We start from the raw sequence: 16,085 nt of genomic DNA, 5'->3' as shown, positions 1-16,085 counted from the left end.
CCCAGGTCTGATCTCCGCTCCACCCGGACGGTCCGTACGGCGCCCCTCGTTGCGAACGATGTGCGCATACGGGTACGCTGTTCGCATGTATCGGCCCTCAAGGGCGGCCGGTCGCGAAGGAGGAGACATGATCATGACCGCCGCCCCGGCGTCAGCCGTCACGCGCACCGCCCGTTCCCGGCGCCCGTGGCGGCGCGCCGCCCGCGCGCTGGCCTGGGCCCTGTGCGTCCTGGTCATCGTCCTCGGGGTCGCGTTCTTCGCCCCCCGCGTGCCGTTCGGGCCGGTGCAGGACGCGATCGGCATGACGGCGCTGTTCGTGCCCTGGCTGACCGGGTTCCTGCTGGCGGGCCTGGCCGGCGGCGCCGTGACCGCGGTGACGGCGTGGCGCTCCGGCCGCCGCGTCCTGTGCGGCGCCGGTGTCGTGGCCGCCCTGCTGGCCGCGGGCATGGTCGTCGTACCGTGGGCGGCGGCCGCGCGGTCCGGCGAGATCTCCTGGTCCGGATATTTCGCCTCATCGCCCGCAGCGGCCCCCACCTCCACGGAGGCCTACACCACGGTCCAGGGACAGGACCTCAGGATGGACGTCTACCGCCCGCGCACTCCCGCACCCGCCCGGCCCGCGCTCCTCTACGTCCACGGCGGCTCGTGGAACTCCGGGACGCGCGCCGACAGCGCCCCGTGGCTGCGCTGGATGGCCGACCAGGGCGTCACCGTCTTCTCCGTCGACTACCGGCTGACCCCGTCGCCGCGCTGGCAGGACGCCGTGGGCGACGTCAAGTGCGCGCTCGGCCGGATCCGCGCGGGAGCGGCCGCGTACGGCGTCGACCCGGCGAACGTGTCGATCGCCGGCGACTCGGCCGGTGGCCAGCTCGCCCTCGTCACCGCGTACACCGTCGGCGACCACCGCTTCCCGCCCTCCTGCGAGGCGCCCGAGGCGCCGGTGAAGTCGGTCATGGGCTGGTACGCGCCGACCGACCTGCCCCGGCTGCTCGACGAGACCGGACTGCCCGGCGCTGCGTCCAGCGCCCTGAGCGACTACCTCGGCGGCGGCATCGAGACCCGGCGCGCCCGCTACCAGGCGTCGTCCCCGGTCGCCCACGTGCGGCCCGGCCTCCCGCCGACCCTGCTCGTCCAGGGCGACCGCGACCACATGATCCCCGCGACCCAGGCTGCCGACCTGGCCTCCCGGCTCAGGACCGCGGGCGTGCCGGCCACCGCCGTGACCATCCCCTGGGCCGAGCACAACTTCACCGGCCAGTGGGGCAGCTGGGGCTCCCAGCTCATGCGGCCGGTGGTCAGCCGGTTCCTGCGGGACCACGCGCTCAAGGGCTGACCACCCCGCCCTCAGCGGACGGGCAGACCGGTGGACGGCTCGGCCACGGCCAGGAAGACGTCGCCGTTGCCGGGCGCGGTGCCGTCCGCCGGGGCGCCGTAGGTCAGGCCCGAGACGGCCACCTTCCCCGAGGGGGTGGTCGCGGCGTACAGGTTGGGCTCGGAGAACGGATCGACGGCCTCGTCCCTGGCCGTGCCGAACTGCGCGGCGGCCCGCCGCTCGCCCCTGCCGTCCAGGCGGACCGTCAGGACGTCGGCGCCGCCCGCCATCACGCCCACCCGGCCCCTGGTGTAGCCGACGATCTCGACCTCGCCGCCCGGAAGGGGCGCCACGGCGGCCCCCTCGTCGGCGGCGCGGGTGGCGACGGTGGCGGTCCAGCGCTGCCTGCCCGCGCCGGTGTACGCGGTGGCCAGCAGGTCACCGCCGCCGGCGCCGGTGGCGACGGCCAGGCCCGCGGACGTGACGGCCACCGCGTTCAACCGGTCGTCACCGGGCCCGCCCGCACTGGTGGCCCACCGCCTGGTCCCGTCGGCCGCGTACCCGGCGATCCAGCCGTCGAGGCCGCCCAGCGCGCTCGTGCCCGGCAGGGAGGCGGTGGTGCTGCCGGTGACGTAGACGCCGGCGGGGTCCGCGGCCACGCCGTACGCCTTGTCCTCGCCCGTACCGCCGTACTGGCGGACCCACGAGAGCCGGCCGTCAGGGGTGAGGCGGGCGAGCAGGGCGTCCTTGTCACCGCTGTTCGGACCGTCGAGCGCGCCCTTGGTGTAACCGGCCACGTACGCGCCGCCGTCGGGCGCGGCGGTCAGGCCGTAGAGCCGGTCGGCCACGGCGGGATCGCCGAACTGGGTGATCCACCGGACGGTCCCGCCCGCGTCGAGCCGGGCCACGAACGCGTCGTCGGCGGCGTTGCCGGGGTGACGGCCGTCCAGGTCGCCCTTGGTGTACCCGGCGGCGAGCACGCCGCCGTCGGGCAGCGCCGCCACGCCGTACAGGCGCTCGTCGGCGGCGGTGCCGAGCTGCCGCGTCCAGCTCCGCGCCCCCGTGCTGGTGATCACCGCGTCGAGGCGGCCACCGTACGGCTGGCCCGCCACCGGCCCACCGGCCGCGAACCCGGTGGTGAGCGTGCCGTCGGCGTGGGCCGCGACCCCGCCGGCCCAGTCGGCGGCGGCCGTGCCGAGCAGCGGGGCGGGCAGGCCCGCCGGGGGCGTGACGCTCAGCGCCGGGCCCAGCTCGGCCATGGCCTGTTCGAAGGCGGGCGACCAGACGGCCCAGTCGTGACCGCCGTCGAGGACGCGGAGCTGCGCGGAGATCGCCGGTGACCGCCGGGCTGCGTTGTAGAGGGCGGCCGACTCGAAGTCCAGGTCATGGTGCGCGTCGGCCGGAGCGGGATTGGCGTACTCGTCGTCGCCGACGGCCACGAAGAGCCGTACGGGCCGATCGGGGTCGAGCTCGGGCAGCAGAGCCGGGTAGTTGAGTCCCTGGTACACCTCGTCGGCGAACTTCTCGGCGCCGCGCCCGAACGCCCCGTGGTCGCGCGCGGAGGAGTCGGACGGCGGCAGCGGCGTGTAGACGGCCGGGCTGAGCGCCACGGCCGACCCGAACAGGTCCTGGTGGGCCAGGGCGAGGCGCAGCGCCCCCGCGCCACCCATCGAGTAGCCGCCGATCAGGCGGGCCTCGCGGATCGGCGCCGTGCGGTAGGTCGCGTCCACGTACGCCACCAGATCGCGCGTCAGAGCTGTCTCCACCGGGCGTCCGGGCAGGTCGGAGCCGGTGTAGCGGCTGTCGACGTACCAGCTTCCACGCTCGCTCCACGGCGCGTCCGGCATGACGGCGATGACGGGCGGTATCCGCCTGGTCCGGATCATCTGGTCGAGGGTGTCCTTGACCCGGGTCCATGCCTGCATGGTGTCGCCCCGGCCGTGGAGCAGGTACAGCACGGGATGGCGTTGCTTTCCGGTGTCGTAGCCGTACGGCAGGTAGAGGGTGAAGGCGATGTCCTCGCCCAGGGCCGCGGACGGCGCCGACCCCGTGGTCAGGCTTCCGCCCTTCGGCGCCCGCACGTCCGCCTCGCCGGGCACGGCCAGCAGGAGGACCAACGCGACGGCGGCCAGTATCCCGGCACCGCTCCACCTGGGCATGAGCATCTCCCGTAAACGTTTACAGTTGCGACGTCGACTGTTGCAGGAGAGTTTCATGGTGCGGGACGTACGGTGTCAACGTCCCCACACATGACGAACCCGCCCCGCCGGCGCGCGATCACCATGCCTCGTGGCGGGCGGAGCTGTTCGCTCCGACGCGGCAGCGGCACGGTCGAGGCGGTCGCGGACCTCCCGCAACACCGGGACCAGCTCCGGCGGGTCCAGCACCTCGAAGTCGACCCCCTTCACCACCACGTGCACCGCCAGCTCGCGCAGCGAGTTCGCGCCGGCCGTGAACAGGCAGGTGCGCGCGTCCACGGCCTCCAGCCGTCCCGCGCCGGGCGACGTGCGCGGCGCCACCTCCTCCAGCGGGGCGTGGAAGAGGATCCGGGCCTGGTACGCGTACGGCGCCGAGGTGATGGCGTGCGAGACGTACGCGGCCGCGTCCTCGGGCGACGGCATCCGCGGCGTGAAGCGCGCGCCCGGCGGCCCGAGCGGCTCCTCGATCCGGTCGGCCCGGAAGGTACGCCAGTCGTCCTTGGCCACGTCCCACGCCACCAGGTACCACCGGCGCGGGGTGTGCACCAGCCGGTGCGGCTCCACCTCGCGCGCGGTCACGCCGTCGCGTCCCCGATAGCGCAGCCGCACCCGGCGCCGGTCGCGGCAGGCGGCGGCGATCGCGGCCAGCAGGTCGGCGCTCACCTCCGGATCGGCCGCCCCGGGCAGCGGTACGGTCGCCGCGCGGAACGCCTCGACGCGGTGGCGCAACCGGGAGGGCAGGAGCTGCTGGAGCTTGGCCAGCGCCCGCACCGAGCCCTCCCCCAGTCCGGCGACGCTGCCCGTCGCGGCCGTGCGCAGGCTGATCGCCACGGCCACGGCCTCCTCGTCGTCGAGCAGCAGCGGCGGCAGCGCGGCCCCCACCCCGAGCCGGTACCCGCCGGCGACACCCGGAGTGGCGTCCACCGGGTAGCCGAGCTCGCGGAGCCGTTCGACGTCGCGCCGCACGGTGCGCAGGCCGACCTCCAGCCGGTCGGCGAGTTCGGCGCCGGTCCAGTCCGTACGCGCCTGCAGGAGCGACAGCAGGCGCAGCAGCCGCGCGGAGGTCTCCAACACGGACTCCATTGTGGCCACCGTTGGTGCCGGAAGCTGACACCAATTGCTCGTACCGTGACGGGCATGACGAACGAGATCCAGCCCTACCGCGTCGAGATCCCGCAGGCCGACCTCGACGACCTGCACGAGCGGCTGCGCCGTACCCGCTGGGCCCCCGAGGTTCCCGGCACCGGCTGGGAGCGCGGCGTGCCGACCGGCTACCTGCGGGAGCTCGCCGCCTACTGGGCCGACGGCTTCGACTGGCGCGCCCAGGAGGCGGCGCTCAACGCTTACCCGCAGTTCACCACCACCGTGGACGGCGCGCGGGTGCACTTCCTGCATGTCCGCTCCGCCGAGCCGGACGCCACCCCGCTCATGCTCCTGCACGGCTGGCCCGGCTCGGTCGTCGAGTTCCTCGACCTCATCGGCCCGCTCACCGACCCCGTGGCTCACGGCGGCCGGGCCGGGGACGCCTTCCACCTGGTGATCCCGTCGCTGCCGGGGTACGGCTTCTCCGGCCCGCTCCCCGGCACCGGCTGGACGGACGGCCGCACCGCCGCGGCGCTGGCGGAGCTGATGTCCAGGCTCGGGTACGACCGGTACGGCGTGCAGGGCGGCGACGTCAGCGCGTTCGTCGCACCGCTGGTGGGACGCGCCGCGCCGGACAACGTCATCGGCGTGCACGTCAACGGCCTGCGCACGTTCCCGGGCGGCGATCCGGCGATCATGGGCTCGCTGACCGAGGCGGAGCGCGGGCGGCTGGCCGGGATGAAGGAGTGGCAGGAGAAGCTGGGCGCGTACATGCAGGTCCAGGGCACGCGCCCGCAGACGATCGCGGCCGCGCTGCACGACTCCCCCGCCGGGCAGCTCGCCTGGATCGTGGAGAAGTTCAAGGACTGGACGGACCCGGCCGCCAAGCTCCCCGAGGACGCGGTGGACCGGGACCGGATCCTCACCGACGTGAGCATCTACTGGTTCACCGCCACGGCGGGCTCGGCGGCGCACACCTACTACGAGCGGTTCAACGACTTCAGCATGTGGGCGCCGAAGGAGCGCGGGACGGCGCCGACCGCGGTGGCGGTGTTCCCCACGGACTTCTCGGTCCGCCCGCTGGCCGACCAGGTCCACGACGTGGTGCGCTGGTCGGAGTTCGACCGGGGCGGCCACTTCGCGGCCCTGGAGACCCCCGACCTGATGATCGCCGACCTCCGGGCGTTCTTCCACACCCTGGTCTGAGGGGCCGGAGCCGCCCCCGGCCCGTTCGCGAGACCAGCAGAAGCCCGCCGGGGCTAACCGGACACCAAGGGCCCGAGCCGTGCCCTCCGCGTGGCGGCCAGCCCTCCCGCCAGGCCGCTCACCGCGCAGACCAGCACCAGCCCGGCGTACTGCGGCAGGGAGTAGGCGAACCACGGCTCACCCGTCACCGCCGTGCCCAGCGCGGTGAGGGACGCGGCGGCGATGCCCGTTCCGAGCAGCGTCCCGGCGGTGGTCACGATCAACGTCTCCCAGCACACCATCCTGGCCAGCTGCCACGGCTTGGTCCCCACGGTCCGCAGCAGCCGGATCTCCTCGGTCCGTTCGTTCATGGTCATGGCCGTCGCGTTGAGCACCGAGATCACGGTGTAGACCACCGCGGACCCCACGAGCACCGGCGCCGCCCACGCCGCGGGTCCGGTACGGGTCACGCCCTCCGCCGCGTCGCTGGTCGCCACGGCGAACAGGAAGGTGCACGCCAACGCCACGGTCAGCATGACCGGGGACGCGGCCGACATCGCCCGGCGCGGCTGGGTCACCAGCGAGGACCGGGCCAGCATCCCGGCGCCGGGGTCGAGCCGGGCCGCCGCGGCCCCGAGCAGCCCACCCAGCACGCGCAGCGCGACCGGGCCGAGCGCGGACGCGCCCACGCAGAGCGCCATCGTCGCCCCCAGACCGGCCGGCACCGCGTCCGCCGGCGTGAGCTGCGGCACCAGCGACAGCAGCACGGCGCCCCCCGACAGCGCCGCCACCCCGGCGACCGCCCTCGGCCAGGGCAGCAGCCGCCGCTGCGCCGCGCTCTCCCGCAGCACCTCCAGCGGGCCCACGCCCACCGCCTTACGTGCCGCGACCCGCGCCGCCGGCAGCGTCACCGCCACTCCGACCACCAGCGCCAGGACGAACGGCCCCGCCGTGACCTCCATCGGGACGCCTCCCGGCGCCAGCCCGGTCACCCGCATGAACGCCCCCATCAGCACGGCGTACGGCACGGCCAGCACGCAGCCCGCCGCGCCCGCCAGCACGGCGACCACCAGCGCCTCCGCCGTGATGAGCCGCCTCACCTGGCGCGGCGTCATGCCGACCGACCGCAGCAGCGCCCACGTCCTACGCTGCCGCAGCACGTGCAGGCTCAGCATGCCCGCGACCACGAAGACCGACACGAACCCCGACACCACGGCGGACAGCACCAGCAGACCCATGACGCCGTTCAGCTCGTCACGTGTGGCCGCGCCGGCGACCACCAGGCCGTTTCCGCCCACCAGCGTCACGGCCAGGAGCACCGCCGCGAACGAGGCCGCGAAGCCCGTCCGGTTGCTCCGGACGTTGTTCCAGGCGAGGACGAGGGTCACCGGCGACCACCCAACCGCATGCCGATCTGCTCGGCGGACGGCCTGTCCAGGACGTCGACGATCCGCCCGTCGGTCAGGAACAACACGCTGTCCGCCCGGGCGGCCGCCTCCGGATCGTGCGTGACCATCACCACCGTCTGGGCGAACGCGTCGACCGCCTCGCGCAGCAGCGCCAGCACCTCGTGCCCGGTGTGGCGGTCCAGCGCCCCTGTCGGCTCGTCGGCGAACAGCACCTCCGGCCTGCCGAGCAGGGCGCGGGCGATCGCCACCCGCTGCTGCTGGCCGCCGGACAACTGCGCCGGCCTATGCCCTTCCCGCCCGGCCAGGCCGACCCGGCGCAGCAGTTCCCGCACGCGCGCCGGGTCGGGCCGCCGCCCGGCGAGCCTGCCGGGCAGGATCACGTTCTGCCAGGCCGTCAGGGACGGCACCAGGTTGAACGCCTGGAAGATGACGCCGACCTGGTCCCGGCGGAGCGTCGCCAGTTCCTTCTCCCCGAAGCGGGTGATGTCGCGCCCCGCGACCCGGACGGCCCCCGAGTCCGGCCGGTCCAGCCCCGACGCGCACTGCAGCAGCGTGCTCTTCCCCGACCCCGACGGGCCCATCACGGCGGTGAAGCTGCCGCGCCGGAACCCGACGCTGACCTGCCGCAGCGCGGCCACCTCGGTGGGGCCCTTCCCATATGTCCTGGTCACTTCCTCAAGAAGCACCGCGTGATCATTCATGATCAGCAGCGTGCCGGACCGTGGCCGCACCGCCCATCGGGCATCTCCCCGACCGGTCCCTGAGGTGTCCCCCGCGGCAGGGTCGCATGGCGGGAACATGGCACGGCCGGATCAGCAACAACAGGCGTACCGATCCGGAGCCGAGAGGCCGCAGAATGAGCGAAGAAGGCCGGGCCCGGCACGACCCCGAGGTGTTCGCCGAGGTCTTCCGCCGGCACGCCCGGGACATCACGCGCTGCGTCACACGCCGGCTGGGAGAGGACGCCGCGGACGACGTGGTGGCCGACACGTTCCTGACGGCGTTCCGGCGGCGAGACGGCTACGACCTGTCGCGCCCGAGCGCGCGTCCATGGCTGTAGGGAATCGCCACCAATCTGATGCGCCGGCACGTGCGAACCGAGGTGCGGCAGCTACGTCTCGTGGAACGGTTGCTGCTGTTCAGCTGGGCCGGGCTCAGCTACTCGGAGATCTCCGAGGCGCTGGGCGTACGGCTGGGAACCGTACAGTCGCGCATCAACCGCGCGCGAAACAGGCTCCTCGAAGAACTCGGCGGGATCAACCCCATGGCCATCGTCGGCGAGGAGACCCTCTGGGAATGAGATGACCCAGCTTGAGCGGTTCCGCTCGGAGGTGCCGCAGCCGGACCCGGCACGCGTGCGCCGGTACGAGCAGCGGCTGCTGGCCGCCATCACCGACCCGGCGGCCGGCGTTGCGGGACCGGCCCGGGAGCGCGGGCGACGTACGTCCCGCCTGCGTCTGCTCGGCCTCGCGGCCGGCCTGGCCGTTGCGGTGACGGCCGGAGTGGTGGTCGTGACCGAGCCGGGAGCGGAAACCCCTCAGATCATCCACCCGATGCCGGTGGCGGCCTTCGGAGTCCTCGAACGGGCCGCGGAGCACGCGGGCAGGACGCCGGAGCTGCATGCCAGGCCCGGCCAGTTCCTCGTCTTCGAATCGCAGACCATGGATCCCGCCTACGGCTCCGACCGCGAGGGGCGCCCCATGCGTTACCTGTCCCGCGCCAAGCGCAAGGTGTGGCTGCCCGTGCGGGGCGACGCGACGGGCGGGGTCATCGAGGGCGCGATCCTGGAGCCCAAGCCGTTCCCCGGGTGGCCCGTTCCCCCCGAGGCCCGCGAGAACGCCGGCCCCGGCGGCCCGTCGAAGCTCGCGGACTTCGACCACCGCGCCGAGTACCTGCGCACCGCCTACGTGAGCCGCCTGCCCACCGAGCCGCAGAAGATGTACGAGCACCTTTACACCAGGCTCGGCAACGACCCGCAGGACCACACCGAAGCCTGGGCACGGGTCCGCGGCCTGCTCTCGGAGGCCTACCTGCCCAAGGCGCAGCGCGCCGCGCTGTTCCGCGCGGCGGCGGCCATTCCCGGCGTCGTCACCGTCGGCCACGCCGTGGACGCCGCGGGCCGTGCGGGCATCGCCGCCGCGAGGATCGACCCGGTGATCGGTCAGCGCGACGAGTTCGTCTTCGACCGGGAGACGTACCTGTACCTGGGCGAGTGGAGCGTGGTCACGGACGCCGGCCTGGCTGGGGCACCGGTCGGCGCGGTCCTGACCTCGTCCGCGCGACTCAGGGTCTCGGTCGCCGACCAGGCCCCCGCGGTGGCCTCAGCGGCGAAGGGGGACTGACCGACAGGGAACGCACGCGAGGATAGACGGCCGCGCCCCTGCTTGAAGGTGTACTCTCAAAAGAGAGAGTGCTATCAATTTAAGGGGGCCCGGTTATGGGCGACGACGTCAACGGCCTGCATCACGTGGGGCACATCGTGCGGGACATGAACGAGGCGATGGACCGGTACCGCCGGCTCGGCTTCACCGTGCCGGCACCGGCCTGTCCCGTCCTGCCGCGCGTCGCGGGAGGCCCCGCCGAACCGTTCGGGGTGGTCAACACCCACGTGTACTTCCCCGGCAACTTCATCGAACTGGTGGCCGTCATCGACGACACCGGACGCATGCCCGGCGAAGCCCGCCCCATCCCGCTGCGGGTGCCCGACGACAAGCTGCCGGGGCTGACGGCCGCCATCCGCGCCACCGTCGCCAACATCACGTCGTTCCTCCAGCGCTTCCAGGGTCTGCACATCGTGATCGCCGACACGCCGGACATCGACGGCGTCGCCGCGCGGCTGACCGCGGCCGGCGTCGGCCACGGCGGTGTGCACGCCGTCCAGCGCCCCGTCGAGACCAGCACCGGGATCAGGATGGATCCCGCCCGCTACCTGGAGATCTCCACTCCCGGCCTGCCGGCCGGGCGCGCGCCGGAAGGCAGGATCGGGTTCGCCCAGAACACTCCGGCCGAGGCGCCCCAGGACCAGCAGCACACCGGCCACCCCAACGGCGCCACGGGGCTGGTCGAGTGCGTGCTGTGCGTCGCCGACCCGGCGCTGCCCGAGCTGGAGCGCCGCTACGGCGCCTACTTCGGCCGGGCGCGAGGTGGCCGGGTGACGCGTTTCGACCGGGCGAACGTCACGGTCGTGGCCGCGTCTGCGCTCGCCGGCCTGCTGCCCGGCGAGCACCCGGCAGCCCTGCCGGCGTTCGTCGGCTACACGGTGTCCGTACGCGACATCGCGGCCACCGAGCGGCTTCTGCGCGGCAACGACGTCCCGGTCGCCCGCACCGGGCGGGGAGAGCTGTTCGTCCCGGCCGACGCCGCGCTGGGTGCCGCGATCATCTTCCGCCAGGACGGCTGAGCAGGATCAGCGGGCGGAGGCCGGGCCACGCACCATGAAGATGTCCACCTCGTCCTCGGTCTCGACGGTGAACCCGTGCCGCTCGTACAGCCGGCGGGCCGGGCTGCCCTGCAGCACGTTCAGCCGGACCACGGCGTTCTCGCGGTCGCACTGCTCCAGCAGCCACCTCATCACGGCCTGACCGATGCCCCTGCCCTGCAGATCCGGGTCCAGGTAGAAGTGTTCGAGCCAGTAGGAGTCCTTCGCCGGCCGCAGCGCCACGCAGCCGGCGAAGGCGCCCTCCACCTCGATCATCTAGGTGTGCGGCGGCAGGAACCCGTCCCGCAGCCGCTGCCGCACACGGTGCTCGTCGTAGCGCCCGAGCCGCTCGAGATCCGGCCTCATCACCACGGCCCGCAACTCGGCCACCGCCTCGACATCCGCCGCCAAAGCCGGACGAAGCTCCCAACCTGCCATGATCGCGATGTTATCGCCCCAGACTTCACCGCCCCCTGCTCGCCCCGCGGCCCAGCCTGGTAACAGCGCTGCCGTCAGTGCACCCACTGATGCGAGCATGGCAAGAGCATGGAGGTGGGAATCCTTTCGCGGCCGTGTCGATCCGCTCGCATAGCAGGCCCCCACGGCGGGCCTGTCCGTCTCCTCGCTGCAGACGAACGGAAGCAGGTGCTTTCATGGGAGTGAAGGCATCGTGACCAGGCCGGATGCACGTCACGACCCGTCGGCGGCGTACGTCCTGGCCCTCATGACGGAGGTGGCCATGGATCTCCTCCTGCGCCCGGGGACCCGCTCCGACGCGGTGGAATGCGGAAGGATCTGCTTCGCAGCGTTCGACCGGATCGCGCACGAGCACGGCTTCCCCGGCGACTTCCCGAGCATGGACGCCGCGACGGGGCTGATGGACGTGCTGTTGGCCCACCCGGGCTTCTACAGCGTCGTCGCGGAGCTGGACGGACGGATCGTCGGCAGCAACTTCCTCGACGAACGCTCTCCTGTCGTCGGCGTCGGGCCGTGACCGTCGATCCGGACCGCCAGGACCGCGGCGTGGGCCGCCGGCTGATGCTTGACGTCATGCGCCGGGCCGAAGAACGGCACGCACCCGGAATCCGGTTGCTGCAGTCCGGTTACCACTGCAGGTCGTTCGCCCTGTACGCCGACCTCGGCTTCGAGTTCCGTGAGATGCTGGCCTGCCTGCAAGGCCCGCCGATCGGGTCGTCCATCCCCGGCCATGCCGTGCGAGCCGCTACGGACGCGGACCTGGCCGCCTGCAACGAGGTGTGCCGCCGGGTCCACGGAACCGACCGCGGCGGAGAAGTCATCGACGCCCTCAAGCAGGGCACCGCCCGGGTCGTCGAGCACGATGGCCGCCTGACCGGTTACGCCACCGACCTGGCGTTCTTCGCCCACGCGGTGGGAGAGACGACAGAGGACATCAAGGCGCTTGTCGGAGCGGCCGCCGGCTTCGGCGGTCCGGGCATTCTCGTTCCGGCGAGCAACAGCGCGCTGCTCCAGTGGGGGCTGCGCAACGGGCTGAAGATCACCCAGTTCATGACCCTGATGACCGTCGGCCTCTACAGCGAACCGGCGGGGGCGTACCTGCCCAGCATCCTCTACTGACAAGAACGTGTCAGTGACAGGTCTTCCTGTAGGCCAGTTCTGGAATGTGTTGTCGCCACTCGGCAGGAGACAGGCCGCCGTCACGGTGACAGATCACGGCGGTGGCGGTGCCGGGATCGACGGTGATCTCACGTAGGGACCCGTCGATGGACGAGACGAGGAGAGCGGTCCGGTTGAATCCCACGGCCGGCATGGACTGGTCGTTGAAGCTGATCGGTGCGGCGATCCGCTGATATCCCCGCCAGTCCCACAGCTGGATGCCGAGCTGGCCCTCGCTGGCGACGGTAGCGAGCAGTTGGCCCCGCGGGTAAGGAACAAGATCGTTGATGGATGTCGTGTCCGCGCTCTGCGGCGGGGCCAGGGGCTTGCGCAACTCCTTGTCCCAGAACGTCAGACGCCCGTCGGTGCCGCCGATCGCGGCCTTGTTCCCGATGAAGAGGATCTTGCCCTTGGCGCGGGCGTCGGATGAGTTCCGGCGTATCTCTCCAGTGGCCGTATCGACCAGGATTCGTCCCTTGCTTGATCGGTCCACGAGCAACCGGCGCCCGTCCGGCTCGAAGAGCAGAACGTCTGATGCCGCACCGGCGACGGTGCGGATCCATCTCCTGGCCCTCACGTCCCACAGCTCCAGGTCGTCGAGACCCAGGCCGTCGAGCGCCTCTTCGTCATCCCGCTGCGCGCTGACGGGGACGACCGCGGCGGTTCTGCCGTCGGGGGAGAAGACCACGGACAGGACTCCGACGGCTTCCCGTCTCCGGACGCGCAATGCGCCGATGTTGCGGCCGTTCGTGGCGTCCCACAAGGTCACCACGGGGGACGCGGGGTGGCTGAGCGCGAGCGTGCGCCCGTCGGGGCTGAACACCGGGGAGTACGCCGTCTCCTTGGCTTCTTTTTCGGGGAGATCGTCGACGGGTAACGGGCCGCTGACGGGTCTCCGGACGGCGACATCCCAGATGCGCACCTCCGGCCTGCCTTTCCGGCGATTCGCCGTCACCAGGAAGCGGCCGTCAGGGCTGAACAGCCGTTTGTCGCTTCCCGGAGCGAGCACCTCGGGGCGGGTGTAGGGGGAGATGTCCAGGACGTTCACCGTGCCGTACTGGCCGATCACCCGAAGAAGGCGGGCATCCGGCGAGATAATGGGATCGGCTCCCACAACGCCGGAGAAAACCGAGGCGCTCATCAGCAGCGAGCCGTCGTCCACCCGCCACAGAAGCACCCACCCCCCATCCCGCACCCCGGCCAGGAACCGGCCGTCGGGGCTGAATTCCACACGTTCCGCAGGCGGAATCAGCGAGCGTATAGCCTCCCTGCCCGAGGAGATGTCCCACAGCCGGATACCGTCGTCGGTCGAGACAGCCAGGTGCTTCCCGTCCGGACTGAATACGCCTTTCGTGGCGGTCTCTGGCAGCCAAGGGGCCCGCAGCCGCCTGCGCTTCCCGACGTCCCAGAGCTCCACCCGCCGCCCCGATCTCGTCCTGTCGCCGGACGCCGACGGGGTGCTCGTCGCTCCCTTGCCTCCAGCCGGGATGACCAGGGCCAGCCGGCCGTCCGGGCTGATGGCGCTGACTTGCTGGTCGAGCACGCGCGTCCGGTTGGCGACGCTCCAGGCTTCGCTCATCCCCTTGCGGACCCCGATGAGGAAGCGCCCGTCCGGGCTGAACTCCACCGGGTCGAGCCGGGGGAATGCCACGCCGCGATCCGTCAGCCCTCCGGCGCCGACGGCCCACAGTTGTGCGTTGGTCCCATCGTGCACTGCCAGCGTGCGACCGTCAGGGCCCCACACCAGTTTGCGGACCGGTTGCCCCGTCCATGTCGTGTTGGCGACCTCCTTGTTCGTGGCCGAGTCGAGTATGCGCAGGACGCCCGGCTCGTCCTCCGGACCGGGAGTGAACACGGCCAGCCTGGTTCCGTCCACGCTGAGCCCGTGCACCAGGTCCGTCGTGTCGTACGGGGCGGTGACGACGTCCACCAAGGGCAGCGCCATCGAGTCGATCAGCTCGCTCCTGGCCTCGGGGACCTGGGCGATCCGCCAGGCCGCGGCGCTCAGCCGGCGGGCCAGCTTCGGGTCGCTCATCCGCAGGGCGGAGGCGCGTCTGGCGACCAGCTGGGCCGTCGCCTCCGCCAGCCGGTCGTCGGCCAGGCCGGCCTGCCGGATGGCCACTCCCGCCGCCACCATGGAGGCGACCAGCAGGACCACCAGAACGGCCGAGACGGCGACCCGCCTGCGGGAGGTGCGCCGGGCCAGCGCCGCGCTCGCGTTCACGAAGTCCCGTTCCAGGGGCGTGAGGTCGTCGCGCTCACCCGGCTCGACGAACAACTTGTCGACGACGGCCAGGCGGGCCCCCCGGTAGAGCAGCCCGGCGTCGCGGCCGTGCGCCTGCCATGCCTGGGCCGCCTCGGTCAGCTGCCGATGGGCGCGCAGGCGATCGCGTCCTTCGTCCACCCATCCCCGCAGGCGCGGCCACGACTCGATCAACGCCTCGTGCGCGAGCTCCACGCTGTCCTGGTGCAGCGTGAGCAGCCTTGCCCCGGCCAACTGCTCGACGACCAGCGCGGTGTCCGCCTCCCCGTACGGGTCCAGCTCCGCCCGGGCGGCGGGACGCCGGGTGTCCTGCGCCTGCTCCCCCGGATTGATCAACCTGAGCAGGATCCGCCGGGCGATCCTCGCCTGGGCCGGCGACAGACCGGCATACAGCTCCTCGGCGGTATGGCTGATCGCCCCATGCACCCTGCCCACGCTCTCGTAGGCCTCCAAGGTCAGCAGCTTGCCCGTACGGCGGCGCCAGACCTCCCGCAGCGCGTGCGACATCAACGGCAGCGCCCCCGGCTCGTCGGCGACGTCGGCGACGATCTCGGCCGTCAACGCCCGCTCCACCGTCAACCCCTCGGCCATGGCCGGCCGGACGATCGCCTCCCGAAGCTCCTCCCGCTGCATCGGCCCCACCAGCAGGGTGGCCTCGCGCAGCGCCGCGGTCAGCTCACGATGCTCCGCGCAGCGCCCATAGAAGTCCGCGCGAACCGCTATGACCACCGTCATCCTGCTGTGCGGCTGTCGCGCGTCAAGCAGCAGGTCGATGAACCGCCCACGCTCGCCCTGGTCCCGGCAGAGCGTGAACACCTCCTCGAACTGGTCGACCACGACCAGCCTGTCGGAGTCGCCCTCGCCCTCGCCCGCAAGGAGCCGGTCGGCGTGCCGCATCGGGTGCTCGCCCGGCGTGAGGATCACACTCTGCCCGGCGGCCCGCGCCGCGGGCACCAGCCCGGCACGCAACAGCGACGACTTACCGCTGCCCGAAGGGCCGAACACCGCCGCGAAACGACGCCGCAGCAGCAACTCGCGCAGCTCCTCGACCAGCCGCTCCCGGCCGAAGAAACGACCACCATCATGGATGTCGTACGGGGCCAGACCCAGGTACGGCCCGGCGCAACCGTCATCGTCCGCCCTCTCCCGGGCCAGCTCATCGACGACCTGCTGCCAACGGCGCTCCCAATCGGCGACGTCCCCGCCGCATGCCTGCGCGAAGGCGAGCACGACGGGCAGGGAAGGCAGACGCTCACCCGCCGCCGCCTGCGACAGCGTGGTGACCGAATACCCCGCGCTCCTGGCCATGGCCCGATAGGTCAGGCCACCCGCCTCCTGACGCAGCTTGCGCAACTCCGAGGCGAAGCTCTGCACCGGTCCCGCTGCCGGATCCACCGGACTCTCGCGACGGCCCGCCACGATGACGCAACTCCATTCCCTGGACGACATTCCCTGGACGACGACGACCAGTGTGACCCCCGACCCGCCGAGAAGCATTGTTTGCCCGTCTGACGAGGGGTGCCGAACAATCCTGCCGTCACGATCCTGGAGTCACAGACCTCGGCGGGCAAGCGGTCACGGA

15 protein-coding genes are annotated in these 16,085 nt (G+C 72.5%); 8 read left to right on the top strand and 7 right to left on the bottom strand.

The features are described 5' to 3' along the window. Positions 1-127 precede the first annotated feature (127 nt). A complete protein-coding gene (locus AB0H81_RS01230) occupies positions 128-1,333 on the top strand; it encodes an alpha/beta hydrolase (RefSeq protein ID WP_358367491.1) in 1,206 nt (401 codons plus the stop codon). An 11-nt stretch (positions 1,334-1,344) separates the two neighbouring features. Here AB0H81_RS01230 and AB0H81_RS01225 read toward each other — a convergent pair whose 3' ends face one another. Together AB0H81_RS01225 and AB0H81_RS01220 are read right to left on the bottom strand one after the other, a co-directional pair. Beyond that, complete coding sequence (locus AB0H81_RS01225; protein WP_358367488.1) at positions 1,345-3,471, bottom strand: alpha/beta hydrolase-fold protein; 2,127 nt, start codon at positions 3,469-3,471, stop codon at positions 1,345-1,347. 75 nt (positions 3,472-3,546) lie between these two features. Continuing rightward, a complete protein-coding gene (locus AB0H81_RS01220; RefSeq protein WP_358367485.1) occupies positions 3,547-4,584 on the bottom strand; it encodes a WYL domain-containing protein in 1,038 nt (345 codons plus the stop codon). 63 nt (positions 4,585-4,647) lie between these two features. Between AB0H81_RS01220 and AB0H81_RS01215 the strand changes: the two genes are divergently transcribed. Then, the gene (locus AB0H81_RS01215) at positions 4,648-5,799 is read left to right on the top strand and encodes an epoxide hydrolase family protein (RefSeq protein WP_358367482.1); all 1,152 of its coding nucleotides are present in this window, start codon (positions 4,648-4,650) and stop codon (positions 5,797-5,799) included. A 53-nt stretch (positions 5,800-5,852) separates the two neighbouring features. Here the strand turns inward: AB0H81_RS01215 and AB0H81_RS01210 are convergent, their stop codons facing one another. Together AB0H81_RS01210 and AB0H81_RS01205 are read right to left on the bottom strand one after the other, a co-directional pair. Then, complete coding sequence (locus AB0H81_RS01210) at positions 5,853-7,166, bottom strand: ABC transporter permease (RefSeq protein WP_358367479.1); 1,314 nt, start codon at positions 7,164-7,166, stop codon at positions 5,853-5,855. Then, positions 7,163-7,888 carry an ABC transporter ATP-binding protein gene (locus AB0H81_RS01205; protein WP_358367476.1) on the bottom strand — a complete coding sequence of 242 codons (726 nt, stop codon included), beginning with the start codon at positions 7,886-7,888 and terminating at the stop codon, positions 7,163-7,165. The genes AB0H81_RS01210 and AB0H81_RS01205 overlap by 4 nt, the downstream gene beginning before the upstream one ends. Positions 7,889-8,043: 155 nt before the next feature. Between AB0H81_RS01205 and AB0H81_RS01200 the strand changes: the two genes are divergently transcribed. The 4 genes from AB0H81_RS01200 (at position 8,044) to AB0H81_RS01185 (ending at position 10,587) form a co-directional block, all read left to right on the top strand. Then, positions 8,044-8,247 carry a sigma factor gene (locus AB0H81_RS01200; RefSeq protein ID WP_358367474.1) on the top strand — a complete coding sequence of 68 codons (204 nt, stop codon included), beginning with the start codon at positions 8,044-8,046 and terminating at the stop codon, positions 8,245-8,247. Positions 8,248-8,277: 30 nt separating this feature from the next. Beyond that, positions 8,278-8,487, top strand: a complete 210-nt coding sequence (locus AB0H81_RS01195; RefSeq protein ID WP_358367471.1) for a sigma factor-like helix-turn-helix DNA-binding protein — start codon at positions 8,278-8,280, stop codon at positions 8,485-8,487. A 1-nt stretch (position 8,488) separates the two neighbouring features. Continuing rightward, entirely contained in the window at positions 8,489-9,529 is a 1,041-nt protein-coding gene (locus tag AB0H81_RS01190) for a CU044_5270 family protein (RefSeq protein WP_358367468.1), read from the top strand. Between the two features lie 95 nt (positions 9,530-9,624). Continuing rightward, entirely contained in the window at positions 9,625-10,587 is a 963-nt protein-coding gene (locus AB0H81_RS01185) for a VOC family protein (RefSeq protein WP_358367467.1), read from the top strand. A 6-nt stretch (positions 10,588-10,593) separates the two neighbouring features. Here the strand turns inward: AB0H81_RS01185 and AB0H81_RS01180 are convergent, their stop codons facing one another. Both AB0H81_RS01180 and AB0H81_RS01175 read right to left on the bottom strand, forming a co-directional pair. After that, positions 10,594-10,881: a GNAT family N-acetyltransferase gene (locus AB0H81_RS01180; protein ID WP_358367464.1), complete on the bottom strand. Its 288-nt coding sequence runs from the start codon at positions 10,879-10,881 to the stop codon at positions 10,594-10,596. Continuing rightward, a complete protein-coding gene (locus tag AB0H81_RS01175) occupies positions 10,882-11,043 on the bottom strand; it encodes a hypothetical protein (RefSeq protein WP_358367461.1) in 162 nt (53 codons plus the stop codon). Positions 11,044-11,275: 232 nt separating this feature from the next. Here AB0H81_RS01175 and AB0H81_RS01170 point away from each other — a divergent pair, with 232 nt between their 5' ends. Both AB0H81_RS01170 and AB0H81_RS01165 read left to right on the top strand, forming a co-directional pair. Then, complete coding sequence (locus AB0H81_RS01170) at positions 11,276-11,599, top strand: hypothetical protein (RefSeq protein ID WP_358367459.1); 324 nt, start codon at positions 11,276-11,278, stop codon at positions 11,597-11,599. Then, a complete protein-coding gene (locus AB0H81_RS01165; protein ID WP_358367456.1) occupies positions 11,596-12,201 on the top strand; it encodes a hypothetical protein in 606 nt (201 codons plus the stop codon). Before AB0H81_RS01170 ends, AB0H81_RS01165 begins: the two co-directional genes overlap by 4 nt. A gap of 10 nt (positions 12,202-12,211) precedes the next feature. Here AB0H81_RS01165 and AB0H81_RS01160 read toward each other — a convergent pair whose 3' ends face one another. After that, positions 12,212-15,922 carry a helix-turn-helix domain-containing protein gene (locus AB0H81_RS01160; RefSeq protein ID WP_358367453.1) on the bottom strand — a complete coding sequence of 1,237 codons (3,711 nt, stop codon included), beginning with the start codon at positions 15,920-15,922 and terminating at the stop codon, positions 12,212-12,214. Between the last annotated feature and the right edge of the window lie 163 nt (positions 15,923-16,085).

It is taken from the genome of Nonomuraea sp. NPDC050691 (assembly GCF_040654455.1).
Lineage (GTDB): Bacteria > Actinomycetota > Actinomycetes > Streptosporangiales > Streptosporangiaceae > Nonomuraea.
This window is presented reverse-complemented; position numbering and strand designations above follow the sequence as displayed.